Raw genomic sequence first — 18386 nt, 5'->3', positions numbered from 1 at the left:
TTGCGTCAAATGCCTTGACCCACTTTGGTCGCGTTGCGCTCTTCGATGCAGTCGAACACGTCTTTTCGCAGCTCCGGCAGCTCCTGTTCGCGATACTCGCAACCGAGGCTCTTGAGCGCCTTGCCCATGTCTTCCATGCGCACGTCGACCGCCTGAAGGTGATCGAGCAACTGGCCGATAGCCTTGGCGACCGGGTCCGGCATGTCCTCACTGACGCCATACGCGTCAAAGCCGATCTTTTCGGCCATCGCCTTGCGCTTGGCGTGGGTCTCGTCCTCATCTGCCTTGACGATGATGCGCCCTGGAATGCCCACCACCGTCGCGCCCGCCGGCACCGGCTTGGTGACGACCGCATTGGAACCGACTTTGGCACCCGCACCGACGGTGAACGGGCCAAGCACCTTCGCACCCGCCCCCACCACAACACCGGATTCCAGCGTCGGATGGCGCTTGCCTTTATTCCAGCTGGTGCCGCCCAGCGTCACACCCTGATAGAGCGTCACGTCGTCGCCGATTTCAGCGGTCTCGCCAATGACGATGCCCATGCCGTGGTCGATGAAGAAACGGCGGCCTACCTTGGCACCCGGGTGGATTTCGATCCCCGTCATCCAGCGGCCGAAATTCGAGACCATACGAGCAGGCCATTTCAGGTCCTTGCCCCACAGCCAGCCTGATAACCGATGCAGCCAGATCGCGTGCATGCCGGGGTAGCAGGTCAGCACTTCGAATGCGTTACGGGCTGCCGGGTCACGGTGAAATACGCTTTGAATGTCTTCTCGCAAACGCTCGAACATCACTGATCCTTCCGCTTGTAGGGCTCACCGTTGGCCGTTTTCTGGGTCTCGGTGAGGATGCCACGCAAAATGTTCATTTCGGAGCGACTGACAGCAGAGCGACCATAAAGCCGACGCAACCGCGCCATCAGATGACGAGGCTTCTCGGGATCAAGGAAGCCAATGCTGACCAACGTGGCTTCCAGATGCTCATAGAATTTTTCCATCTCATCCATGGTCGCCAGCTCGTTACTGCGTACGGACGTCACTTCGTATTTCTCGACCTTGCTCGCCTGCCCTTCCGCCGCCAACCACGCCATGCGTGCCTCGTAGCTCAACACCTGAACAGCGGCCGCCAGGTTGAGCGAGCTGAATTCGGGGTCGGACGGAATGTGCACATGGTAATGACAGCGTTGCAGCTCCTCATTGGTCAGGCCGGCGTATTCACGGCCAAACACCAGAGCGATCTCTTCACCCTGAGCAGCGTGCTCGATGGTCTTGACGCCCGCTTCACGAGGGTCAAGCAAGGGCCAGGGGATACGACGATCCCGGGCGCTGGTGCCCATGACGAGATTGCAGCCAACCAGCGCATCTTCGAGTGTCGCGACCACCTGGGCGCTTTCCAGAATGTCGCCGGCCCCGGAGGCACGGGCATCGGCTTCGTGATGGGGGAAATGCGCAGGGTCGACCAATACCAGCCGCGACAGCCCCATGTTCTTCATGGCACGCGCCGCACCACCGATATTCCCCGGATGACTGGTTCCGACCAGAACGACACGAATGTTTTGCAGCACTGGGGCAGTCTCGCTAGCAGCTGGAAAGGGGGAGGAATCTTACAGAAGCGCCCGGCCCAAGGCTATGAACCCTTGCGCCAACGCCTCTGGATAGGCCCTGAAACTGACACGAATCCGCGACCGCCCGTCGCGCATGAGGCGACGAGACGCGGAGGAAAGGCCGTCTTCGCGCTGGAAATCATCGACAAGAACCCCTAGAATGCCCGGCTCTCTTTAACGACCTAGGTGATTACATCCATGCAGCCCATGCTGAATATCGCGCTGCGCGCCGCCCGCAGCGCCAGCGAATTGATTTTCCGCTCCATCGAGCGCCTGGATACCATCAAGGTCGACGAAAAAGACGCGAAAGACTACGTAACCGAGATCGATCGCGCCGCTGAAAAAACCATCATTGAGGCGCTGCTGAAGGCTTACCCGAATCACGGCATCCTTGGCGAAGAAAGCGGCCTTAAAGAAGGCACCGGCGAAGGCGCCGATTACCTGTGGGTCATCGACCCGCTGGACGGCACCACCAACTTCGTACGCGGCGTGCCGCATTTCGCAGTCAGCATTGCCTGCAAATACCGCGGTCGCCTGGAACACGCCGTGGTTCTCGACCCGGTTCGCCAGGAAGAATTCACCGCCTCCCGTGGTCGTGGCGCTCAGCTGAACGGCCGCCGCCTGCGTGTCAGCCCGCGCAAGAGCCTGGAAGGCGCCCTGCTCGGCACCGGCTTCCCGTTCCGCGAAAACCAGCTCGACAACCTGGACAACTACCTGAACATGTTCCGTTCGCTGGTCGGCCAGACCGCAGGCATCCGTCGCGCGGGCGCCGCAAGCCTGGACCTGGCTTATGTTGCAGCCGGTCGTTTCGACGCGTTCTGGGAGTCGGGTCTGTCCGAGTGGGACATGGCCGCCGGCGCCCTGCTGATTCAGGAAGCAGGCGGCCTGGTCAGCGATTTCAACGGTGGCCACGAATTCCTTGAGAAAGGCCACATCGTTGCGGGCAACACCAAGTGCTTCAAAGCCGTGTTGACCTCAATCGCACCGTTCGTGCCAGCGTCGCTCAAGCGCTAAGCGTTGATGCTACAAAAAAACCGGCCATGTGCCGGTTTTTTTTATGCCTATGAATCTCCACGGCGCTAACGGCTACAAACGGACCTGTAGGAGCGAATTCATTCACGAGACGGCGGTTCAGGCGATAAAAATGTGTCGTCTGCATGGGCGCCTCGCGAATGAATTCGCTCCTACAGGTTGATCATCGGCGGTGGCGCCTCCCACTCAACTCTCGGGACAAACCGATGAAGTTCTGTAACGGTGGCAGTTGATTGAAGCTGCGACACACCAACGTGATCGGCGCATGCAGTCGGGGCTTGGCGTCGACGATCGGGCAATAGACAACGCTCTCTTTGTGCACGTCCTTCATCGACGCGGGCACGATGGAAATCCCCGCGCCCGCAGCCACCAGACTGACGTTGGTCAGCATCCGCTCAACCTCAAAGGCGATCTTCGGATTGAAGCCCGCGTTTTGGCAGGCCTTGATGAGATTGGCGTACATCCCCGGCGCTCCGGGACGACGGACGAGAATGAACTGCTCGTCGGCCAGATCGTTGAGCGAAATGGAAGGCGCCCCATTGCCCGTATCGCGCCCCGCCAATAGACGATGACCCACCGGCAATGTCAGCAACATCTCCTCGTTAAGCAAGCGGTGGAACTCGATGCTTTGATGCCGCCCCACCGGCGCACGCAGAATCCCGACGTCGACGCTGCCTTCAATGGCCGCTTCGGTCAGTTGCTGGGCGCTGCCTTCTTTGAGCATCACGGCAACGCCAGGAAAGCGCTCACGGTAGGCGCGGATAATGCGCGGGATCAATGGATGGGCTGCAGCCGAACTGGTGAATCCCACCCCCAACTGTCCCTCGATGCCGTGGGCTGCGCGGGAAGCCTTGAGCGATCCTTCTTTGACCCGCGCCAGAATGTCCTGCGCTTCCTGCAGAAAGACCTGCCCGCCCGCCGTGAGATCCACTCCCTTGGGATGGCGTTTGAACAGCTCGAAACCCAACTCGTCTTCCAGCGCACGGATCTGCTGGCTCAACGGAGGCTGCTGCATGTTCAATCGCGCCGCCGCACGGGTGAAATGTCGCTCTTCGGCCACCATGACGAAATAGCGCAGATGACGAAGCTCCATGGTGGTCTATCCCGCAGCGAGGTTTTATGATTGCCGCCCGGTCATTGCGACAGCAGGCCGGCAAGCGTGCCCAATCGCCACCGTGCTGACAAGCCACGCTCATGACAATAAATACAACATCTCCGGAACGCCGATGCCGACAAGGCTTTTGAGCAGTGCCACGTTGCAACTTCTATTGGCCATCTTCTGTGGCGCGCTGCTGGGTGTCTTCGATCCGAAGCTCGCCGTTGAGATGAAACCGCTGAGCGACGGGTTCATCAGGGTCATTGGCTGGCTGATGCCGTTCATGATGTTCCTGCTGATCGCTTCGGGCGTTGCGGGCCTCAAGGTCAGGCAACGCGGGTTGGCGGGCAAGGTGTGGCTTTACTTTCAGGCGATGGCGCTGCTGTCGCTGTGCCTCGGTTGCCTGATCGCAGAACTCACTCATCCCGGCGCAGGCGCCACGCTGAGCACCTCGAACGTTTCCCTTTACCTCGGGCACATTCCTCCAGCGACGCCAGGCTTTTCCTGGTCCGCCGTCGGCTCGATTTTGTTGCGGGCGCTCACTCAGAATCCGATCTTGCAGGTCATGCTCGCGGGCTTAGTGACAGGCTTTGTGATGATGCGCGCCAAAGGCCACCGCCAGACTGATCGCTTGCACGCATTGCTGGAAAAGCTGGTAGAGCTGCTGTTCAAGGGCTTGAGGATCATTCTGCGTTTCGCACCGCTCGCCGCGTTTGGCGCCATCGCATTTACCCTCGGAAAATTCGGCCCCGCGTCCGCGCTGCCGTTGCTGAAGTTCGTCGCGGTGATGTACCTGGCCAGTGGCGCCTTTGTTGTATTGGTGCTGATACCGGTGGCGCAGCTGTCCGGCGTGTCGCTCTGGTCGCTGGTGAAACACGTCAAAGATGAACTGCTGTTGGTCACCTTCACCGGATCGTCCGTCGCCGCCCTCCCCGGCCTGATCGAGAAAATGCAGACACTGGGTTGCGAGCGGCAATTGACCCGATTGGTCCTGACCACGGGTTACACCTTCAACCTGAGCGGCTCGAACATCTACTTGATCACGGCGGTCCTGTTTCTGGCTCAGATGTCGGGCATCGAACTGACAGGTTCGGATCTGCTGACCCTGCTGTTGATTTCGCTGGTGACGTCGCTGGGTTCGACCAGCATGGCTGGCTCGGCGTTCTTTACGCTGATCGCCACGCTCAATCTGCTGCACATCGTGCCGGTGGAGGGCGTAGGTTTGCTGCTGGGCGTGGAGCGATTGATGAAATGCCGCGTACTGACCAACGTACTGGGCAACTGTGTCGCGTGCCTGGCGATTGCGCGGTGGCAGAATGCCCCAAACCTGTGGGAGCGAACTCATTCGCGAGACGGCGGCATGGGCGGGAATTCTCTACCGCCCAAGACATCGAATCGCGAATAAATTCGCTCCCCAGGATTTTGGTCAATCCATCAGGCAGTTTTTCAGAAGCTGACCTCAGCCCTTGGACGACAACAGCTTCTCGAACGCCCGGTCCAGATTGCCTTCCGCCTGGGTCAGCTTTTCCCGACGCTCACGCAGCCAGGTCTGATCGCCTTCCAGGTTTTTGTGCGCCTCCGCCAACATGCGCTTGACCTCTTCCGGTTGCGGGCCGCCAGTCCCCTTGCGGGTCTTGACCATGTTTTCCGGCGACAACGACCCTCGGAAAGTCGCTTCATCCAACGGCAGAGTGTTCGGTTTCCACTGGTACTTGTCGGCAGCTTTGGTGTAGAGCTTCTGCGCGTCGGCGTACGGGAAGGTCTTTGGCGTAAGGCCCTGATCGCGAGCCTGTTCGACGATCAGCGAAGCGAAGCTGTGGCCGATACGAAACGGTACTTTCTGTGTGCGCTCCAGCGTGTCGGCGAGTTCCATGGACGTGGTCCATTCATTTTCCAACTCTTCCCGCGCACGCTGCGGATTAACCTGCAACGCGTCGAGCACGGCATCCATCGCACCGAACATATCCTTGGTCGAATCGAAGACCCCCAGCGAGTCAAAAGCAAACTTGTAATCGGTCATGCCGGTGGTGACGTTGTGGGCGCGCAAGGTCACGGTCTGTGCCAGGCCTACCACATCGGACGCCGTTTCACGCGCACGCATCAGAAGACCCGGATTGCGCTTCTGTGGCATGGCGCTGCTGGTGTAGGTCTTTTCCTCGTCCAGCAACAGCCAAGGACGAATCTGGTGATATTGCGTGTGAATGTCGCCGATCAGCGCACCGATCCGAATGGCGGATGACGAGGCCACGTTGGCGGCTTCGATGGGAATGTCGTAGGTGGAAACCTGGCTGGAATCCAGCGAGTTTTCACGCACCCCGTCGAAACCCAGCAGCTCGGCCATCCGCTCGCGATTCAGTGGATAGGCTGAGTTCGCCAACACTGCCGTGCCCATCGGGCTCTGGTTCAGGCGCTGATACAGCTCGCGAATCCGCTGGCCGTCACGGTCGAACGCCGCTTCGTACGCCAACAGGTAATGCGCGTAGGTGATTGGCATCGCCTGCACGCCGTTGGTGTAGGCCGGAATCAGGGTGTCGATGTTCTTGTCCGCCAGATCCAGCAAGCGCTTGCGGGTAGCATTCAGGGCTTCGCTGTAAGCAAGGACGTCGGAGCGCAATTTCGCCAGGCGATACGTGGCGAGCATGTCCTGACGGCTGCGGCCGGAGTGGATCAGCGAGGCTTCCGGCCCAATCTTGTCGGTCATGATTTCTTCAAGCTGAAGCACGTCGCTGGGCCGCTTGCCGTTGGGCTGATCGGCTTGGTCGATGGCATAACGCACCCCCGTGGCGATCTTCTGGCCCATTTCCGGCTTCACGATGCCCTCTTCGGTCAGCATGACAATAGAGGCCTTGTTGATCCGGTTCAGCCAGGAAAACTGGCTTTCGGTCTTGCTGCCTTTTGTCTTCGACTTGTCGACCGTCGCGCCGATTTTCGCGGCCTGAGCGGCGCATTCTTCAGTGGTTTTGCAGGGCAAGTCAGCCGTGTTGGCGGCGTACGCGCCATAACTGTTGAATAGGGCAAACGCGACAGCCAGGTGGATAAGCGTCTTTCTTGTGGGCATTGCAGGCTCCAGTGCGGCGATGGCCGGGGGGGGTGAGCGTTGTCGGGATGTTGCTGAAAGTGTTGAGGCTCAGAGCAGCGGCAGCGTGTAGCTGACAATGACGCGGTTCTGATCGATGTTGTTGCCGCCGTTGCTGCGGTAGCTGCCGTTGCGCCACTTCAATTCGAGATTCTTTAATGCGCCACTCTGGAACACGTAGGCGATGTCGCTATTGCGCTCCCACTCGGTGCCTTCCTTGTTGCCACGCGCGAAGTTGTCGCCCTGCAGATAGCGGGTCATGAAGGTCAGGCCCGGCAGGCCGACAGTGGCGAAGTTGTAGTCGTAACGGGCTTGCCAGGAGCGCTCTTCGGGATTGGCGAAATCCGGGGAAATCATCACGTAGTTGACTAGGAAGGAATCAGTGCCTGCCAGGTGAGGGAAGCCGGTGTCGCCGCTCATCTTTTGATAGGCGAGGCCAAAACCATGGCCGCCGATGTTGTAGGTGAAACGTGCGCCAATTGCCGTGTTATCGACGTTGGTATTACCGTCCTTCAGCGAGCGTGCGTAACGCAGGTCGCTCTTGATCGACTGCGAATCACTCAGCGGAAAACTGTGCAGCAGCGTGACGATGTGCTGCTTGTAATTGTTCTCAAGACCGCCGTAGTTGTAGGACGTGGTCAGCCCCTTGGTCCAGTTGTAGCTGGCGCTGGCAAAGTCGAACTTGTCGCTTGGACGACCGCCCTTGATGCCCTTGGCTTCGGCGACGATGTCTTCGTGACCACTGTCATTGCGCTCGGTGTTACTGGTCAGGCGCCCGACGTTCAGGGTCATGTCGGTGATGTCTTTGGAGGTCACCTGTGCGCCACGGAAGGTTTGCGGCAGCAGACGTCCATCGTTAGGAACAACCGTTGGCAGTTTGGGAATCAGGGTGCCGACGCGCAGCACGCTCTTGGAAATTCGCGCCTTGGCCGTCACACCGGAACGGCCGTAGTCATCGGGCGCTTTTTCATCTCCCACCGGCAACAAACCGGTGTTGCGGCGATCAGGACCAGAGTCGAGTTTCAAGCCAAACAGCCCTATGGCATCGACGCCAAAACCGACCGGGCCCTCGGTGAATCCAGATTCAAAGTTGAGAATCAGGCCTTGGGCCCATTCGTCGCGTTTGGATTGGTTCGCGCCTTCCTGACGGAAATCGCTGTTGAAGTAGAAGTTGCGAAATTCAAGATCGGCTTTGCTGTCTTCGAAGAAATCAGCTTCAGCGAAACCTGGGAAGACCAGGCTCAATCCAAGGGCGGCAGCCGACGTGAGGCCGAGAGATACAGGGCTTTTTTGCATTTTTATTCCCGCATGGCATAGCTGGTTTTTATTAGAGTTGTTCAGATGTGCCGAGGGAATCAGGTCGCCCGGTCACGCAGAAAAGCTTACGCGGCGGGAGTACCGATTAAAAATATATAGTTACTACCAGATCAAGACTTTAAAGATATGCACCCGAGCTGACGTTCAGAACTTCGTGGAGTCTCGTGAGCGGGCCCAAAATACAGAGAGGCATGAAATCGCAGGCAAAAAAACACCCCTGCATGAGGGGTGTTTTTGGATGAGGCTAATTGCAAAGCTTACTGCTGACCAGCCTGACTCAACTCCAGCTGACCGTCTTTGTTCACTGGAATCTGGCTGCCCGGATCACGGTCCATACGCACCTGACCGACCTTGTCGTTCAGCTTGTACTTCACGTTGTAGCCCACGACCTTGTCGCTGATGTCGTTGACCGTGTTGCAACGAGTTTGAGTGGTGGTGTACGTGTCGCGGTTCTGCATGCCTTCCTGAACCTTGTTACCCGCGTAGCCACCACCGACGGCACCCGCGACGGTAGCGACTTTCTTGCCGGTCCCGCCACCGATCTGGTTACCGAGCAGGCCACCTGCCAAGGCACCGACAACCGTACCGACGATCTGATGTTGGTCCTTGACCGGCGCGCGATGGGTGACCGCGACGTCCTTGCACACTTCACGAGGGGTTTTGATCTGTTCTTTGACAGGCTCGACGGCAAGTACATCCGCGTACTCAGGGCCGTTGTTTTTGACGAGGCTGTAGGTGGCCAAAGCACCACCGGCGGTCACACCGACAGCACCCAATACCGCACCAACAAGCAACGATTTGTTCACGTGAACCTCCTGACCATATTCAGCGCAATTGCTCGCGCTACTCCCAGCCTTGGAGCATGAAAAAAGGCGCGAGTTCACACTCGCGCCTTTTAACGTGATGACCGGTCAGGAAAAATCGTCAGGGACGATCGTCGACCTTCTCGGTAGTCACCGGCGGCAGCAAGTCTTCGGAACGCAGGTTCAGCCAGATCAGCACCACGTTGGCGATATAGATCGACGAGTACGTACCCGCCAAGACACCGATAAACAGCGCCACGGAGAAACCGTGCAGGCTGTCGCCACCAAAGATCCACAGCGCGCCGATGGCCAGCAGCGTGGAAATCGACGTCGCCATGGTCCGCAGCAGGGTCTGGGTGGTCGAGATGTTGATGTTCTCGATCAGCGAAGCCTTGCGCAGCAGACGGAAGTTCTCGCGAACCCGGTCAAATACCACGATGGTGTCGTTAAGCGAGTAACCGATGATCGCCAAAACGGCTGCCAGTACGGTCAGGTCGAACGTCACCTGGAAGAACGAGAGGATACCCATCGTCACTACCACGTCATGGATCAGCGAAACGATGGCACCGACCGCGAATTTCCACTGGAAGCGGAAGGCCAGGTAAATCAGAACGCCGCCCAATGCCAGCAACATGCCGATGCCGCCCTGGTCGCGCAGCTCTTCACCCACTTGCGGACCGACGAACTCAACGCGCTTGACCGTGACCGGATTGTCCGCGCCGGTCTTGCGCAGCGCCTGGGCTACTTGCGCACCCAGTTGCGGATCTTCACCCGGCATGCGCACCAGCAGGTCGGTGGTGGCACCGAAGCTCTGAACGATAGCTTCGTGATACCCCGAGGAAGCCAGCTCTTCGCGCACCTTGCCGAGATCGGCCGGGTGCTCGTAAGTCAGCTCGATCAGCGTACCGCCGGTGAAGTCCAGGCCGAAGTTGAGCCCTTTATGAAACCAGCTGAACAACGCCAGAATCGTCAGGAGCATGGTGATGCCGAACGCAATGTTGCGAACGCCCATGAAGTTGATCGTACGTTTCATGTCAGCCCCTTAAATCCACAGCTTCTTGACGTCACGACCGCCATAAATCAGGTTGACCATTGCGCGGGTCACCATGATGGCAGTGAACATCGAGGTAAAGATCCCGAGGGACATGGTCACGGCGAAACCTTTGACCGGCCCGGTGCCCATGGCATACAAGATGCCGCCGACCAGGAGCGATGTCAGGTTGGCGTCGAGAATCGCGGTGTAGGCGCGGTCGAAACCTTCGTTGATCGCACGCTGCACGCTCATGCCGTTGGCCAGTTCCTCGCGAATCCGCGAGAAGATCAGCACGTTGGCGTCCACCGCCATACCCATGGTCAACACGATACCGGCGATGCCTGGCAGGGTCAGCGTTGCACCCAGCAGCGACATCAATGCCAGCAGCATGACCATGTTGAAGGCCAGTGCAACGGTCGCGATCAGGCCGAAGAAACGGTAGATGGCGATGATGAACAGCGAAACGAACAGCATGCCCCACAGGGAAGCATCGATACCTTTGGTGATGTTGTCAGCACCCAGGCTCGGACCGATTGTGCGCTCTTCAGCGAAGTACATCGGTGCAGCCAGACCACCGGCACGCAGCAGCAGCGCGAGTTCGGACGACTCACCCTGGCCGTTCAGGCCGGTGATGCGGAACTGGCTGCCCAACGGCGACTGGATGGTCGCCAGGCTGATGATCTTCTTGTCTTCCTTGAAGGTCTGAACCGGCACGTCTTTCTCGACGCCGTCCACAACCTGCTTGGTGTAGGTGGTCTGCGGACGCTGTTCGATGAAGATCACCGCCATGCTGCGACCGACGTTGGCGCGGGTCGCGCGGCTCATCAGATCGCCACCGTGACCGTCCAGCTTGATATTCACTTGCGGACGACCGTGTTCATCGAAGCCCGCCTTGGCGTCGGTCACCTGGTCACCGGTAATGATCAGGCCACGCTCAACCGGAGCAGCCGGACGACCGCCCTCGCGGAATTCGAACATTTCGGTGGTGGCCTTGGTGTCATCCGGGCCTGCGCCCAGACGGAACTCAAGGTTGGCGGTCTTGCCGAGAATACGTTTGGCTTCGGCGGTGTCCTGCACGCCTGGCAGCTCGACCACGATGCGGTTGGCACCCTGACGCTGAACCAGTGGCTCGGCCACACCCAGCTCGTTGACGCGGTTACGTACCGTGGTCAAGTTCTGCTTGATGGAGTATTCGCGGATCTCGGCGACCTTGGCCTGGGTCATGGCCAGACGCAGGATCGGCATCTCGCCACGGTCAGTCGTGGTGATGTCGAAATCGCTGTAGTCCTTGCGGATCAGGGCACGGGCCTGTTCGCGGGAATCGGTGTCACTGAAGCCCAGTTGAATGGCGTTGCCATCCTGCGGCAGGCTGCGATAGCGCAGTTTTTCCTTGCGCAGCAGGCTCTTCACTTCGCCTTCGTAGACGTTCAGACGTGCGCTCAGGGCCTTGTCCATGTCGACTTCGAGCAGGAAGTGCACACCACCGGACAGGTCGAGACCCAGTTTCATCGGGGTGGCGCCAATGTTGCGCAGCCACTTAGGCGTGGTCTGAGCCAGGTTCAACGCAACGACGTAGTCGTCACCCAACGCCTTGCGCGCGACATCCTTGGCGGGCAGCTGGTCTTCCTGCTTGGTCAGACGCAACAAACCGCCCTTGCCATTCTCGGCAAGAGACGCGCCCTTGACCGCGATGCCAGCATCGGTAAGCGCCTTGCTTACGCGATCCAGATCAGCCTGATTGACTTGCAACGCAGTGCTTGCGCCGCTGACCTGGATAGCCGGGTCATCAGGGTAGAGATTGGGTGCGGAATAAATAAAGCCGATCGTGAGCACTGCCAGGATCAGGATGTATTTCCACAGAGGGTATTTGTTCAACATCACGCCGCCTGCTTATAACGCGGGGCGCCTTGCGCGCCCCGTCGATTGGTAAAAGACTGGAATCAGAGGGCTTTCAAGGTGCCCTTAGGCAGGGTGGCAGCGATGGCGCCCTTCTGGAACTTCAGTTCTACGGTGTCGGACACTTCAAGGACAACGAAGTCATCGGTCACTTTGTTGATCTTGCCCGCGATACCACCGGAAGTGACGACTTCATCGCCCTTCTGCAAGTTGCCCAGCAGATTTTTCTGTTCTTTGGCGCGTTTGGCCTGCGGACGCCAGATCATCAGGTAAAAGATGACCAGAAAGCCGACCAGGAAGATCCACTCAAAACCCGAACCCGCAGGACCCGCGGCAGCAGGTGCGCCCGCGTCAGCCATGGCGTTGGAAATGAAAAAGCTCATTAAACACTCCAGTTGCATATTTTTAATAATAGGAAGCGGTAAGACCGGCTGTCATTTCAATCCAGCGGCGGCGTCGCAAGCCCGCGTTTGGCATAGAACGTGTCGACAAAGGCGGCCAATGTACCTTGTTGAATAGCCTCGCGCAAACCAGCCATCAGCAGCTGGTAATGCCGCAAATTGTGGATCGTATTGAGCATGCTCCCCAGCATTTCGCCGCACTTGTCCAGGTGATGCAGATAAGCGCGAGAGAAGTTCTTGCAGGTGTAGCAGTCACAGGTCGGGTCCAGCGGCGAATCATCATGGCGATGAAACGCGTTACGAATCTTCAGCACACCGGTGTCGATGAACAGATGACCGTTGCGAGCATTGCGCGTCGGCATGACGCAGTCGAACATGTCGACTCCGCGCCGCACACCTTCAACCAGGTCTTCCGGCTTGCCTACACCCATAAGGTAACGAGGTTTTTCAGCCGGCATACGCCCTGGGAGATAGTCCAGCACCTTGATCATCTCGTGCTTGGGTTCACCCACCGACAGACCGCCAATGGCCAGGCCGTCGAAATCGAGCTCGTTCAGCCCTTCAAGGGAGCGCATGCGCAGGTTTTCATGCATGCCGCCCTGAACGATGCCGAACAGCGCCGCGGTGTTTTCGCCATGGGCAATCTTCGACCGCTTGGCCCAACGCAGGGACAGTTCCATTGAGGTGCGCGCGACGTCTTCATCCGCAGGGTACGGGGTACACTCGTCGAAAATCATCACGATGTCAGAGCCCAGATCGCGCTGGACCTGCATCGACTCTTCCGGGCCCATGAACACTTTTGCGCCATCCACAGGAGAGGCGAAGGTCACGCCCTCTTCCTTGATCTTGCGCATGGCGCCGAGGCTGAACACCTGAAAGCCACCGGAGTCGGTCAGAATCGGGCCTTTCCACTGCATGAAGTCGTGCAGGTCGCCGTGGCCCTTGATCACTTCAGTGCCAGGACGCAACCACAGGTGGAAGGTGTTGCCGAGGATGATCTGCGCACCCGTGGCTTCGATATCCCGCGGCAGCATACCCTTGACCGTGCCATAGGTGCCCACCGGCATGAACGCCGGGGTCTCGACCACGCCACGGGGAAAGGTCAGACGACCACGACGAGCCTTGCCATCGGTGGCCAACAGCTCGAAAGACATACGACAGGTGCGACTCATGCTTGATCCTCTGGGGCCGATTCCTTGGGAGCCGTCGGCGCGGGATTGCGGGTGATGAACATGGCATCCCCGTAACTGAAGAAGCGGTAGCCGTTTTCCACAGCCGCCGCATAGGCCGCCATGGTTTCCGGGTAACCGGCGAAGGCCGAAACCAGCATCAGCAGCGTGGATTCAGGCAAATGGAAATTGGTGACCAGGGCATCGACCACGTGAAAGGGTCGGCCTGGATAAATGAAGATGTCGGTGTCGCCGCTGAACGGCTTGAGCACACCGTCGCGGGCCGCGCTTTCCAGCGAACGCACGCTGGTCGTGCCGACGGCGATCACCCGGCCGCCCCGCGCACGGCATGCTGAAACAGCATCGACCACGTCCTGCGCGACCTCCAGCCATTCATTGTGCATGTGGTGATCTTCGATCCGCTCAACGCGCACCGGCTGAAAGGTCCCCGCCCCCACGTGCAACGTGACGAACGCCGTCTCGACGCCCTTCTCGGCAATCGCGTCCATCATCGTCTGATCGAAATGCAACCCCGCCGTCGGCGCCGCCACCGCACCGGCACGCTGCGCGTACACGGTCTGATACCGCTCGCGGTCGGCGTCTTCGTCCGGACGGTCTATATAAGGAGGCAACGGCATATGCCCGACGCGCTCAAGCAGCGGCAGCACGGGTTCGGCAAACCGCAGCTCGAACAACGCGTCATGACGCGCCACCATCTCGGCCTCGCCACCCCCATCGATCAGGATCGAAGAACCCGCCTTCGGCGACTTGCTCGACCGCACATGGGCCAGCACGCGATGCTGATCCAGCACCCGCTCGACCAGGATTTCGAGCTTGCCGCCCGACGCCTTCTGCCCGAACAAACGTGCGGGAATCACCCGGGTGTTGTTGAAAACCATGAGATCGCCGGGGCGCAAATGCTCCAGCAAATCAGTGAATTGGCGATGAGCCAGTGCACCGCTTGGCCCGTCGAGGGTCAGCAAACGGCTACCGCGACGCTCCGCCAAAGGGTGGCGAGCGATCAGGGCATCAGGGAGTTCAAAGGTAAAGTCGGCGACACGCATGATGGGGTTCGTCTAGCAGGGCCGGGAAGTTTAGCCGAAAACCTGAAAATTGACTATGAAACATGATTGACCAACGGTAGGCACGTCTCTATACTTCGCCGCCATTGAGCCCTGATGGCGGAATTGGTAGACGCGGCGGATTCAAAATCCGTTTTCGAAAGGAGTGGGAGTTCGAGTCTCCCTCGGGGCACCAAACAGTAGGACCTTCAAGGGGTTGCGTGACTTGAAGGGAAAAAGAAAACCGGCCATGTTTGAGCCGGTTTTTTTGTGAATAAAAATCGATCAGGAGCAGGTTGGCTGGACGTTTGCCTGGCCCCACTCAACCCGACCGTCGCGCGATGTTCACCTTCTTGTAGTCTGAGCTTTTCGTTTTATCCAACGACACACGTCATCTTTAACAGACCGACCTTCCTCAGATGCGCGCTTTCTGATCATCGCCTGCACAGTCCGCAACAGCTCAGACTCCTCGCAATCAAACCGTTCGATTGCGAAAAGCAAGTCGTACCAAGAGAGAATTTCATAAACCGAACCGTCGCCAGCCTCGTCTTTTTCGATAAAAGAGACGATATCCTTCTCAAGCGAGCGGATCGCCAGATACGACTTTTTCTCCATCCAACAATCAACGATTTCATCAAGACTCAGAATGGCAGTGCGTTGACCTTCAGGTAAATACTCCTGAATACCATCACTCAGCTCTCGCATAAAATCAACAAGCTGCATATATCCGCGCATAGAGCCTCAGAGCACCGGGTAAGCCGTCACGATAAAAGCTGGCATGTGGTTGAATTCCGTAAACTCCACCACGATCACGATACTTTTCATCCCGACCGGGGTATCCGCCGATGTGCGTGTAATTCCCCATCCCACGTCTTCTATAAAACTCATCTTTAACGTCAAGCGGTTATTTTTTCGCAAAAACCTTAGCTTCGAGTAGCCCAGAATTTTGTACCTGTGCATCTGCAGTGCCTTACTCACCGCCCATTCAGCTTTTTCCAAACTGCTAAACGTAGACATGACATTTGCGTTTTGCATCCGCTTCAATCTTTTCTGAAGAGCTTCTACATCTTTACCTATATGACGCGCCTTTGTATGCCCGCCTAAACTTTGCCTTGGGGTATTCGGAAACCTCTCGCTCACGACAATCGTCATTTTCCCCGCACGCACAGAGGACACCCTGAACGCGTTATAGAGCGAAGCCGTGGAGAGGGGCACAGCAAACTCCGTCGCCAGACCGACGAGTCGGGCAGTGGTCGGTGACGCGCCCATCCCCCCGGCCGCAGATGCACCGATCTTGAAAGCATAGGAATCGGTGGCCCTTCCCGTGACGAGTTGATGCATACCCGCCGATGCCTGATCTGAACCGTGCACGCCCACGGCGACACACCCTATTTTGGTAAAAAACGGCTCCGGCGCTTTGCAGAGCACTCCCGCTCCCGCCAATTCGACGATGCCACCGACCAGTCGCAGGCTTCCAATTATTCGATTGGTCCTGATTTCAGTTTCGGAGAGAGACTCATGTTCCAGAATGGCCGCCATTTGGGCATAACTCAGAACAACGCGGAATTCTTCCTGATCAGGCATAACGCTTCCCTTTAATTAACGCGCCTCCGAGTGAAAAAGCAGAGTCGCGAGCGGTTGAACCCACGGGAAGCTAGCGAGGCGCATCTTTCATAACAAGCGAGAACGTATTGCAGGTCAGCTTTTCATCCATTTCCTACCTACCTTCGCGATTACTCCTACAAGTGATCCTGCGTCCCGTAGGTTTCAACGAAATGTGGGAGCGAATTCATTCGCGAAAAGCGGAACAGACGGCAGAGATATGCCAGCCGTACGAACCTATCGCGGATGAATTCGCTCCCACAGGAGTTATCCACACGTCTGCCTATTTCGGGTATTTCAGATAATTGAGGAATCGCGACGGCAAGCATCCCGTCACAACCCTCTTTATCAGCTTAAAAATCCTGCGCAGTCGGCCTCAGCACAATTTCGTTAATGTCCACATCCCCCGGCTGTTCAATCGCGAAGGCAATCGCCCGCGCTACGGATTCAGCGGGAATCGCCATTTTGTAGAACTCGTTCACGACGTCAGCGCTCGGCTGGTGACCGCTGCCCAGTTTCAACTCGGAATCCACGGCACCCGGTTCGATGGTGGTGGTGCGGATCTTGCCGCCGACTTCGTGGCGCAGGCCATCGGAGATGGCGCGGACAGCGTATTTGGTGCCGCTGTAGACCGAGCCGCCCGGGCTGAACACTTTGATACCCGCGACAGACGAGATGTTGATGAAGTGGCCAAAGCCTTGGGCTTCGAACTTGGGCAGCGCCGCGGCGATGCCGTAGAGGACGCCTTTGACGTTGATGTCGATCATGCGGTCCCATTCGTCAACGCGCAGTTCCGAGATGGGAGCGATGGCCATGAAGCCTGCGTTGTTGACGATGACGTCGATTTTGCCGAAATCCTGAACCGCGTGGGCGACGAGGGCTTCGAGGTCTTGGCGACGGGTGACGTCGACGGTGTAGGCCGATGCCTCGCCGCCTGCGGCTTTGATCTCTTGGACGATGACGTCCATCCGTTCCTGGCGACGCGCGCCCAGAACGACTTTGGCGCCGAGTTTGGCCAGGTGGCGGGCGGTGGATTCGCCCAGCCCGCTGCTTGCGCCGGTGATGACGACGACTTTGCCCTGGATGCCATTGCTCATAACGTTTCTCCGGCACTTGCTGTGGGTTGGTAATGATTGAGGGCAAGTTTGCAGTGGCTTTCTAATTCAGAAAATGGAAGAGTTTGGCTTTGAGAATTCCACTATCTGGAACCTGCTTTTGAAAGGGTCGACCAATGCTCAATCGCATGGAAATGCTTCGCGTCTTTCTGGTGGCCGTTGAATCACCGACTTTTCGAGAAGCGGCGCAGCGGCTGGGCACATCGCCGCAGAAGGTCACTCGGGCGGTGAAAGAATTGGAGCGGATGTTCGCCGAGCCTCTGTTTCACCGCAGCACGCGGCAAGCCCATGTCACGGCATTCGGCGCCCAGATCGCGCAGCAAGCGCGGGACACACTGACTCAGTTCGACAACCTGTTCGTCTCTCACTCGAAAGCAGAGCAAACCACCGTCACCGGGAGGGTCGGCATTACCGCGCCCCATGCCATCGGCAAGCTGTACCTGCCGGGCTTTCTCAAACCGTTGATGCAGGAAAATCCGGGATTGCAGATCGACCTGAGCCTGGACGACGAGTTGACCGATGCCGTGGCCGCGCAGATCGATATTGGCATTCGCGTGGGGACCGTCAAAGACCGACGCTACATTGCCCGCTCAGTGGGCGAAGTACCGTTGAAGGTCGTGGCTGCCCCGACGCTGATCGCCGAAACGGGCGCGCCGTCAAGCCTCGAAGCACTGAAATCCATGCCGCTGTCCATGTTGATTGATCGTAAGAACGGCAGGCCCTGGCCGTGGTTTTTTGCCTCCGGACAAACCTATCTGGCGCCCTCTCCCGCGTTCAGCTGCGACGATCCGGAAACCGAGTTGGAATTTGTTCTCGCGGGCTTGGCGTATGCGCAGATGCCGCATTACCTCGCCGAGCCATGGCTGGCTGAGGGACGGCTGGTAGAAGTGCTGAGTGAAATTGCGCCGCCGCCGATTGATCTGATGATTTACCGGACTCAATCAGGGCCAGTTCCTCCGCGTGTCAGATTGGTTTACGACCACTTGATGAAGTGCCTGGGAGACGAGCAACTCTTTCCCTGCCGTACGTCCTTGAAGAATGAGCCCGCAAACCGCTAGAAATCCCCACGACTGAGCCTTGACGTCATTTAAGTGGCCATTAGCCATTGAAACCACTTCGCTGCTGTGCTGAAATCCCCCGCCAATCAAATCGGATCCATCTGGAACCGCTCTATCTCAA

At 58.2% G+C, this 18386-nt stretch carries 17 protein-coding genes and 1 tRNA gene; 4 read left to right on the top strand and 14 right to left on the bottom strand.

What is annotated here, in order from left to right; genetic code table 11:
• Nucleotides 1–5: 5 nt before the first annotated feature.
• Together cysE and trmJ are read right to left on the bottom strand one after the other, a co-directional pair.
• Entirely contained in the window at nucleotides 6–794 is a 789-nt protein-coding gene (cysE, locus tag ACIQAL_RS00710) for a serine O-acetyltransferase (RefSeq protein ID WP_401141390.1), read from the bottom strand.
• Nucleotides 794–1567, bottom strand: a complete 774-nt coding sequence (gene trmJ / locus ACIQAL_RS00705; protein WP_341959710.1) for a tRNA (cytosine(32)/uridine(32)-2'-O)-methyltransferase TrmJ — start codon at nucleotides 1565–1567, stop codon at nucleotides 794–796. Before trmJ ends, cysE begins: the two co-directional genes overlap by 1 nt.
• 237 nt (nucleotides 1568–1804) lie before the next feature.
• Here trmJ and suhB point away from each other — a divergent pair, with 237 nt between their 5' ends.
• Nucleotides 1805–2620 (top strand): inositol-phosphate phosphatase, encoded by an 816-nt coding sequence (gene suhB, locus ACIQAL_RS00700; RefSeq protein ID WP_166593664.1) that lies wholly within the window; start codon nucleotides 1805–1807, stop codon nucleotides 2618–2620.
• Between the two features lie 181 nt (nucleotides 2621–2801).
• On the opposite strand, the gene ACIQAL_RS00695 is transcribed toward suhB, so the two are convergent.
• Nucleotides 2802–3731, bottom strand: a complete 930-nt coding sequence (locus ACIQAL_RS00695) for a LysR family transcriptional regulator (protein WP_166593665.1) — start codon at nucleotides 3729–3731, stop codon at nucleotides 2802–2804.
• Between the two features lie 133 nt (nucleotides 3732–3864).
• Between ACIQAL_RS00695 and ACIQAL_RS00690 the strand changes: the two genes are divergently transcribed.
• Nucleotides 3865–5139: a cation:dicarboxylate symporter family transporter gene (locus ACIQAL_RS00690; protein ID WP_401141386.1), complete on the top strand. Its 1275-nt coding sequence runs from the start codon at nucleotides 3865–3867 to the stop codon at nucleotides 5137–5139.
• Nucleotides 5140–5193: 54 nt separating this feature from the next.
• On the opposite strand, the gene ACIQAL_RS00685 is transcribed toward ACIQAL_RS00690, so the two are convergent.
• From ACIQAL_RS00685 to queA, 8 genes are all read right to left on the bottom strand, one after another.
• Nucleotides 5194–6792, bottom strand: coding sequence for an argininosuccinate lyase (locus ACIQAL_RS00685; RefSeq protein WP_401141383.1), 1599 nt, complete (start codon nucleotides 6790–6792; stop codon nucleotides 5194–5196).
• Between the two features lie 69 nt (nucleotides 6793–6861).
• Nucleotides 6862–8106: an OprD family porin gene (locus ACIQAL_RS00680; RefSeq protein WP_401141380.1), complete on the bottom strand. Its 1245-nt coding sequence runs from the start codon at nucleotides 8104–8106 to the stop codon at nucleotides 6862–6864.
• A 278-nt stretch (nucleotides 8107–8384) separates the two neighbouring features.
• Nucleotides 8385–8933: a glycine zipper 2TM domain-containing protein gene (locus ACIQAL_RS00675; RefSeq protein ID WP_166593669.1), complete on the bottom strand. Its 549-nt coding sequence runs from the start codon at nucleotides 8931–8933 to the stop codon at nucleotides 8385–8387.
• 118 nt (nucleotides 8934–9051) lie between these two features.
• The gene (gene secF, locus ACIQAL_RS00670; RefSeq protein WP_401141377.1) at nucleotides 9052–9963 is read right to left on the bottom strand and encodes a protein translocase subunit SecF; all 912 of its coding nucleotides are present in this window, start codon (nucleotides 9961–9963) and stop codon (nucleotides 9052–9054) included.
• A gap of 9 nt (nucleotides 9964–9972) precedes the next feature.
• Nucleotides 9973–11841 carry a protein translocase subunit SecD gene (gene secD, locus ACIQAL_RS00665; protein ID WP_166593671.1) on the bottom strand — a complete coding sequence of 623 codons (1869 nt, stop codon included), beginning with the start codon at nucleotides 11839–11841 and terminating at the stop codon, nucleotides 9973–9975.
• A gap of 62 nt (nucleotides 11842–11903) precedes the next feature.
• A complete protein-coding gene (gene yajC, locus ACIQAL_RS00660) occupies nucleotides 11904–12242 on the bottom strand; it encodes a preprotein translocase subunit YajC (protein WP_166593672.1) in 339 nt (112 codons plus the stop codon).
• A gap of 56 nt (nucleotides 12243–12298) precedes the next feature.
• The gene (tgt, locus tag ACIQAL_RS00655) at nucleotides 12299–13414 is read right to left on the bottom strand and encodes a tRNA guanosine(34) transglycosylase Tgt (RefSeq protein ID WP_166593815.1); all 1116 of its coding nucleotides are present in this window, start codon (nucleotides 13412–13414) and stop codon (nucleotides 12299–12301) included.
• Between the two features lie 14 nt (nucleotides 13415–13428).
• Entirely contained in the window at nucleotides 13429–14493 is a 1065-nt protein-coding gene (gene queA, locus ACIQAL_RS00650; protein ID WP_401141375.1) for a tRNA preQ1(34) S-adenosylmethionine ribosyltransferase-isomerase QueA, read from the bottom strand.
• 108 nt (nucleotides 14494–14601) lie between these two features.
• Between queA and ACIQAL_RS00645 the strand changes: the two genes are divergently transcribed.
• Nucleotides 14602–14686: transfer RNA gene (locus tag ACIQAL_RS00645), tRNA-Leu, on the top strand.
• A 149-nt stretch (nucleotides 14687–14835) separates the two neighbouring features.
• On the opposite strand, the gene ACIQAL_RS00640 is transcribed toward ACIQAL_RS00645, so the two are convergent.
• The 3 genes from ACIQAL_RS00640 to ACIQAL_RS00630 form a co-directional block, all read right to left on the bottom strand.
• A complete protein-coding gene (locus ACIQAL_RS00640; RefSeq protein WP_401141373.1) occupies nucleotides 14836–15213 on the bottom strand; it encodes a hypothetical protein in 378 nt (125 codons plus the stop codon).
• 18 nt (nucleotides 15214–15231) lie between these two features.
• On the bottom strand, nucleotides 15232–16074 hold the full coding sequence (locus tag ACIQAL_RS00635; RefSeq protein WP_401141371.1) for an RNase A-like domain-containing protein: 843 nt from the start codon (nucleotides 16072–16074) through the stop codon (nucleotides 15232–15234).
• Nucleotides 16075–16445: 371 nt separating this feature from the next.
• On the bottom strand, nucleotides 16446–17189 hold the full coding sequence (locus ACIQAL_RS00630; protein ID WP_166593678.1) for an SDR family oxidoreductase: 744 nt from the start codon (nucleotides 17187–17189) through the stop codon (nucleotides 16446–16448).
• Between the two features lie 134 nt (nucleotides 17190–17323).
• Between ACIQAL_RS00630 and ACIQAL_RS00625 the strand changes: the two genes are divergently transcribed.
• Complete coding sequence (locus tag ACIQAL_RS00625) at nucleotides 17324–18265, top strand: LysR family transcriptional regulator (protein ID WP_401141369.1); 942 nt, start codon at nucleotides 17324–17326, stop codon at nucleotides 18263–18265.
• Nucleotides 18266–18386: the final 121 nt, after the last annotated feature.

This window comes from Pseudomonas sp. NPDC088368 (assembly GCF_044753445.1).
Classification (GTDB): domain Bacteria; phylum Pseudomonadota; class Gammaproteobacteria; order Pseudomonadales; family Pseudomonadaceae; genus Aquipseudomonas; species Aquipseudomonas bambusae.
Note: the sequence above shows the minus strand (reverse complement) of the source record. Positions and strands in the feature narration are given on the sequence as shown.

What these genes read in the sequence shown, in the direction of transcription:
- cysE (WP_401141390.1), bottom strand. Translation starts at nt 794, where the DNA reads ATGTTCGAGCGTTTGCGAGAAGACATTCAAAGCGTATTTCACCGTGAC.
- suhB (WP_166593664.1), top strand. Translation starts at nt 1,805, where the DNA reads ATGCAGCCCATGCTGAATATCGCGCTGCGCGCCGCCCGCAGCGCCAGC.
- ACIQAL_RS00695 (WP_166593665.1), bottom strand. Translation starts at nt 3,731, where the DNA reads ATGGAGCTTCGTCATCTGCGCTATTTCGTCATGGTGGCCGAAGAGCGA.
- ACIQAL_RS00690 (WP_401141386.1), top strand. Translation starts at nt 3,865, where the DNA reads ATGCCGACAAGGCTTTTGAGCAGTGCCACGTTGCAACTTCTATTGGCC.
- ACIQAL_RS00685 (WP_401141383.1), bottom strand. Translation starts at nt 6,792, where the DNA reads ATGCCCACAAGAAAGACGCTTATCCACCTGGCTGTCGCGTTTGCCCTA.
- ACIQAL_RS00680 (WP_401141380.1), bottom strand. Translation starts at nt 8,106, where the DNA reads ATGCAAAAAAGCCCTGTATCTCTCGGCCTCACGTCGGCTGCCGCCCTT.
- secF (WP_401141377.1), bottom strand. Translation starts at nt 9,963, where the DNA reads ATGAAACGTACGATCAACTTCATGGGCGTTCGCAACATTGCGTTCGGC.
- secD (WP_166593671.1), bottom strand. Translation starts at nt 11,841, where the DNA reads ATGTTGAACAAATACCCTCTGTGGAAATACATCCTGATCCTGGCAGTG.
- yajC (WP_166593672.1), bottom strand. Translation starts at nt 12,242, where the DNA reads ATGAGCTTTTTCATTTCCAACGCCATGGCTGACGCGGGCGCACCTGCT.
- tgt (WP_166593815.1), bottom strand. Translation starts at nt 13,414, where the DNA reads ATGTCTTTCGAGCTGTTGGCCACCGATGGCAAGGCTCGTCGTGGTCGT.
- queA (WP_401141375.1), bottom strand. Translation starts at nt 14,493, where the DNA reads ATGCGTGTCGCCGACTTTACCTTTGAACTCCCTGATGCCCTGATCGCT.
- ACIQAL_RS00640 (WP_401141373.1), bottom strand. Translation starts at nt 15,213, where the DNA reads ATGCAGCTTGTTGATTTTATGCGAGAGCTGAGTGATGGTATTCAGGAG.
- ACIQAL_RS00635 (WP_401141371.1), bottom strand. Translation starts at nt 16,074, where the DNA reads ATGCCTGATCAGGAAGAATTCCGCGTTGTTCTGAGTTATGCCCAAATG.
- ACIQAL_RS00630 (WP_166593678.1), bottom strand. Translation starts at nt 17,189, where the DNA reads ATGAGCAATGGCATCCAGGGCAAAGTCGTCGTCATCACCGGCGCAAGC.
- ACIQAL_RS00625 (WP_401141369.1), top strand. Translation starts at nt 17,324, where the DNA reads ATGCTCAATCGCATGGAAATGCTTCGCGTCTTTCTGGTGGCCGTTGAA.